Genomic DNA, 5,253 nt, shown 5'->3' with positions numbered 1-5,253 from the left:
AGACGGTCAGCAGCCCCGACCCCGTGAGCGCGAGCAGCGCGCTGGACCCCACGAGCATCGCCGTCAGCCCGCCCCGCAGCAGCGCCTCGGGAGCGATCCGCCCCACCAGGCGGGCCCCCACCGCGCTGGAGAGCGTCGCGACCACCGCCCCGCCCGAGAAGGCGACGGCGGACGTCCCGACCCCCAGCCCCAGCACGTTCTGCAGCAGGAACGGCGACCCGGCGATGTAGCAGAAGAGCATCCCGAACCCGAACGTGAAGGCGAGCGTGTAGCCGACGTACGCCCGGTCGCCGACCACTTCGCGCACCGCCGCGGTCGTCCGCCGGAGCCCGCCGGCGTGCCGCCGCTCCCGCGGCAGGCTCTCCGGTACGCCGACCGCCACGGTCGCCGTCACGAGCAGCGACACCCCGGCGAGCACCCAGAACACGCCCCGCCACCCGGCGCCCCCGATCACGGCGCCGCCCGCGAGCGGCGCGAGGATCGGCGCGATCCCGGCGAGCGTCATCAGCACCCCGAACAGCCGCGCGGCGGCCGCCCCCTGGACCACGTCGGAGACCACGGCCCGGCTGATCACCACGCCCGCCGCCCCGCTGAACCCGGTCAGGAACCGCAGCGCGACCAGCCACCCCAGCGAGGGTGCGACGGCACACAGCGCCGTCCCGACGGTGCACACGGCGGCGCCCACGAGCAGCGGCCGGCGCCGCCCGTAGCGGTCGGACAGCGGCCCGAAGACGAGATGCCCGACCGTCATGCCGACGAGGAAGGCCGTCAGCGTGAGCTGCACCCCGGAGGCGTCGGTGCCCAACTCGTCGGCCATGCGCGGGAAGGCGGGCAGATACATGTCGGTCGAGAGCGGACCGATGAACGACAGCAGCGCGAGGGCCGCGGTGAGCAAGGGCATGACGGAGAAACCTTTCGGGATGGGGAGCGGACGACACATGGGGATGACCCCGCCGCTGTACGCCCTCTCGCGCGTCCTGCGCTTCCAGGGCATGGACGAGGCGGGGCTGTGGCGACTGCCGCCCTCGGAGCTGGAGTTGATGCGTTACGTGCACGCGGAGCCGGGCACCACGGTGAGCGTCCTGGCCCGCGAACTGGGCCTGCACGCGAGCAATATGAGCGCCACGGTCCGCGGCCTGGTCAACCAGGGGCTGCTGGAGCGCGAGAAGGACCCGAACGACGGCCGGGTGGTGCGTCTGAAGCCGACCCTGAAGGCGGAGCAGGGCATGGCCCTGATCGAGAACGCCTGGTCGGAGATCTTCGCCGACGCGCTGGCCGTGCTGAGCGACGGGCAGCGGGCGGCACTGGCCGCGTCCGTCCCCGCGTTGGAGGCGCTGGGCGCGGCGTTGAAGGAGCGTAGAACGCGGTAAGGGGCGTCCGCAATGGCGGACGCCCCTTACCGGTGTGGAGCCGGCGTGATCAGGACACGCCTGATCGGAACGCGGCGGATCGGCGCATGGCCGATCGGGGCACGGCTACGGAAGCGCCAGCATCCGCTCCAGCGCCAGCTTCGCGAACTGCTCGGTCTCGCGGTCGACCTCGATCTGGTTGACGAGGTTCCCCTCGGCCAGGGACTCCAGGGTCCAGACCAGGTGCGGCAGGTCGATGCGGTTCATGGTCGAGCAGAAGCAGACCGTCTTGTCGAGGAAGACGATCTCCTTGTCCTCGGCGGCGAAGCGGTTCGCCAGGCGGCGCACCAGGTTCAGCTCGGTGCCGATCGCCCACTTCGACCCGGCGGGCGCCGCCTCCAGGGTCTTGATGATGTGCTCGGTCGAACCCACGTAGTCGGCGGCGGCCACGACCTCGTGCTTGCACTCCGGGTGCACCAGGACGTTCACCCCGGGGATGCGGGCCCGTACGTCCTCCACGCTCTCCAGCGAGAAGCGCCCGTGCACCGAGCAGTGGCCGCGCCACAGGATCATCTTCGCGGCGCGCAGCTGCTCGGCGGTCAGGCCGCCGTTCGGCTTGTGCGGGTTGTAGACGACGCAGTCGTCCAGCGACATCCCCATGTCGCGCACGGCGGTGTTGCGGCCCAGGTGCTGGTCGGGCAGGAAGAGGATCTTCTCGCCCTGCTCGAAGGCCCACTCCAGCGCCCGCTTGGCGTTCGACGACGTACAGATGGTGCCGCCGTGCTTGCCCGTGAACGCCTTGATGTCGGCCGAGGAGTTCATGTACGAGACGGGCACGACCTGCTCTGCGACGCCGGCCTCGGTCAGCACGTCCCAGCACTCGGCGACCTGCTCGGCGGTGGCCATGTCGGCCATCGAGCAGCCGGCGGCGAGGTCGGGGAGCACGACCTTCTGGTCGTCCGTCGTCAGGATGTCCGCGGACTCGGCCATGAAGTGCACGCCGCAGAAGACGATGTACTCGGCGTCCGGCCGTGCCGCGGCGTCGCGCGCCAGCTTGAAGGAGTCGCCGGTGACGTCCGCGAACTGGATGACCTCGTCGCGCTGGTAGTGGTGGCCCAGCACGAAGACCTTGTCGCCGAGCTTCTCCTTGGCGGCGCGGGCGCGCTCGACGAGGTCGGGGTCGGACGGGGACGGCAGATCGCCGGGGCACTCCACGCCGCGCTCGCTCCGGGGGTCGGCCTCGCGGCCGAGCAGGAGCAGGGCGAGGGGTGTGGGCTGGACGTCGAGGTCCACGGGGGACTGGGCGGTGGTCACAACACGCACCCTTTCTAAATCTGCAGACGATCCTTTTCGTCTAATTGACGTTATCTATCATAACCGCTTCGTGTCAGTTTGACGATGGAGATTATGTCCATGTGACGAATTCCCCGTTCCCGGGCCCGGTGTCCCGCGCGGCGCCATGTGCGAGCATGAAGGGGTAAGACGAAAGCGCTCGGCCCGGAATGAATCCGCGGCCCCGCCGGTTGCAACCGTCGGCAAGCAGTCTCCGTACAACCCGGGAGAGAAGCAGATGTCCGTATCGGACGAGACCACCACCGTGAGCGACGGCATCCTCCTGTCGGACGCCGCCGCGGCCAAGGTGAAGGGCCTGCTGGAGCAGGAGGGCCGGGACGACCTGGCGCTGCGCGTCGCCGTTCAGCCCGGCGGCTGCTCGGGCCTGCGCTACCAGCTGTTCTTCGACGAGCGCACGCTCGACGGCGACGTCGTCAAGGACTTCGATGGCGTGAAGGTCGTCACGGACCGGATGAGCGCTCCCTACCTGGGCGGTGCCTCCATCGACTTCGTGGACACCATCGAGAAGCAGGGCTTCACCATCGACAACCCGAACGCCACGGGCTCCTGCGCCTGCGGCGACTCCTTCAGCTGAGCCGGTAGGCGCACGCCGCCCGGCGGCACGCGCCGTGCGAAGGCCTACGCGAAGGCGGCGGGCCCCCGGGGATCTCGGGGGCCCGCCGCCTTCGCGCGTGCTGCCGGCTGCTCGTGCCGCTCTTTCGGTGTGCTACGTGCGCGGCACGGCCCCTCCGCCCGCCGCGTTCACGACCTCGCGGTCGCCCAGCGGCTCGTCCAGCGTGACCGTCTCCTTGAGGTCCTTGGCGACCATGATGCAGACCTCGCCCTTCTGCCGCGTCTCGGTGATCTTCACCGTCACGCGGTCGCCGTCCTCGCTCGCGGAGGCGGAGTACTCGCTGCACGCGCCGCCCCAGAAGTGCAGCGTCAGCGACTTCCCGTCGGCGCTGTAGGACTCGGCGCGGGCCTGGTTCGCGCGGCCCTCGTCCCCCTTGCCGCCGGGCTGCCGCGTGGGCGTGGGCGTGCCCGGATCGCTGGGCGACGTCAGGTACTTGGGGGCGACCGCCGGGTGCGTCACCGTGAAGGTGTCCTTCGCGCCCTTCGGCTTGACGTCGAACAGCCACGAGGGCACGAGGGTCTGCTTGCCGGCCACGAAGTGCGTCGCGAGCCCGAAGGTGGCGCCGCTGACGGCGACGGGCTGCGGCTTCGGCGGCGCGGACGACGGCTCACAGGGCGCCTGCTTCGCTCCGTCGCCGCCCTCGGCCTTCGTGCTGTCGTCGGCGTGCGGCACCGGGGTCGCGCAGCCGCCGATGCCGACGCGGCCGTCACCGGCGGTGGAGTTCAGCTGGTCGAGCGTCTCCTGGGCGCCTATCACCGGATACGTGGCGCCCTTCTCCGGCGCCTTCAACTGGCCGCTGCCGCCGACCACCTGGCCGTCCGAGCCGACCTGGATGCCGGTCGACCAGCCGTACGTCGGCAGCCCGTCGATCTTCGGGTCGGCGTTCACCACCCGTACGGCGCCCATGAGCTGGCGGGCGTCGAGCTTCGCGTCGTCCTGGCCGAGGGCCTTGAGGACCGGCGCCGCGGCGTCCTTGGCGGCCCGCTCGCCGACCGCGTCGCCCGTGTCGCCGTTCGGCGCGGTCGAGGTGCCGGAACAGGGCTTGCCCTTGGGGCAGTTGTCGGTGCCGCCCATGCCGTGGCGCGCGTACGTCCAGGTGCCGGGCGCCTGCTTGTTCACCTGCAGCGTGGGCCCCGAGCCGTCCTTGTCCGGCGCCACCTTCCAGGTGCCGTCCTGCACGGTGGGCGTGCCGGTGACGCCGAGCGCCTCGGCCAGCTGGGCCACTTCGGCGCGGGTGACCTCGCCGCGTGCGTGGTAGACGGCCGCCGAGTCCGGGCCGTCGGGCAGCTTGCCGGTCGCCTTGTACGTGGCGCCGCTCGGGTCGGGCTCGCCCGGCGCGATGCCGGAGGTGCCGCCGGTGCCGCCGCTCCCACCGGTCCTGCCGTTGCCGGCCCCGTCCCCGTTCTTGTAGCCGTCCAGGGCGAGCGGCGGCGGCGCGCCGCCGTCCCCCGCGGGGGCCCCGTCGCCGCCGTCGCCGCCACCNNACCGCCGCCGATCAGCAGCACGGTGGCCGCGACCGAGGCGACGGCCAGGCGGGAACGCCGCCGCCGCGGCTCGGGCGCCTCATGATCGGATCGCTCGGTGTTCACCGCATCGCTCCTCACTGCACTGCCGTCCCTGGAAACCCATGGGTGGGCTTCGTTCGTATCTCAGTTCCCCTTTACGGGGGACGGCGATGGGACGCAGCGGGGGAGCGCACGGTTCCCTCTGCCGGGACAGAAGCCCGGAATCAGTCTCCCTCAGTCTCCGTACTCGGACATTTCGTCGATCAGTCGCGCGGAGGAGGGCGGGACCGTGACCCCGTGGATCAGGGAGGGGGGCACGGGGGCGGCGGCGGCCGTGGCGGGCACCACCCAGTGCGGGGCCATGCGGGCGCAGTCACCGCGCAACGTCTCCATGCTCTCCGAGGTGTCCGCGGGGAGTACGACGGAACGCTTC

Annotated in this window: 5 protein-coding genes; 2 read left to right on the top strand and 3 right to left on the bottom strand. The window is 71.6% G+C overall.

All coding sequences use genetic code 11. From position 1 onward, the window contains the following. A partial coding sequence (locus AOK22_RS35910) for a multidrug effflux MFS transporter (RefSeq protein WP_107102114.1) occupies positions 1–901 on the bottom strand: 901 nt, incomplete at its 3' end. Positions 902–938: 37 nt separating this feature from the next. Here AOK22_RS35910 and AOK22_RS35905 point away from each other — a divergent pair. Beyond that, positions 939–1,370 (top strand): MarR family winged helix-turn-helix transcriptional regulator, encoded by a 432-nt coding sequence (locus AOK22_RS35905; protein WP_244165244.1) that lies wholly within the window; start codon positions 939–941, stop codon positions 1,368–1,370. A 105-nt stretch (positions 1,371–1,475) separates the two neighbouring features. Here the strand turns inward: AOK22_RS35905 and nadA are convergent, their stop codons facing one another. Further along, complete coding sequence (gene nadA, locus AOK22_RS35900; RefSeq protein WP_079037049.1) at positions 1,476–2,672, bottom strand: quinolinate synthase NadA; 1,197 nt, start codon at positions 2,670–2,672, stop codon at positions 1,476–1,478. A gap of 247 nt (positions 2,673–2,919) precedes the next feature. Between nadA and AOK22_RS35895 the strand changes: the two genes are divergently transcribed. Further along, on the top strand, positions 2,920–3,276 hold the full coding sequence (locus tag AOK22_RS35895; RefSeq protein ID WP_030786960.1) for a HesB/IscA family protein: 357 nt from the start codon (positions 2,920–2,922) through the stop codon (positions 3,274–3,276). Between the two features lie 1,778 nt (positions 3,277–5,054). On the opposite strand, the gene AOK22_RS42055 is transcribed toward AOK22_RS35895, so the two are convergent. Further along, the coding region (locus AOK22_RS42055; RefSeq protein ID WP_055702873.1) for a hypothetical protein at positions 5,055–5,253 on the bottom strand (199 nt) is incomplete at its 5' end.

Source organism: Streptomyces silaceus, assembly GCF_001419745.1.
GTDB lineage: Bacteria > Actinomycetota > Actinomycetes > Streptomycetales > Streptomycetaceae > Streptomyces > Streptomyces silaceus.
This window is presented reverse-complemented; position numbering and strand designations above follow the sequence as displayed.

Excerpts from the sequence above, each read along its gene's own strand:
- AOK22_RS35905 (WP_244165244.1), top strand. The coding sequence starts at position 939 with ATGGGGATGACCCCGCCGCTGTACGCCCTCTCGCGCGTCCTGCGCTTC.
- AOK22_RS35895 (WP_030786960.1), top strand. The coding sequence starts at position 2,920 with ATGTCCGTATCGGACGAGACCACCACCGTGAGCGACGGCATCCTCCTG.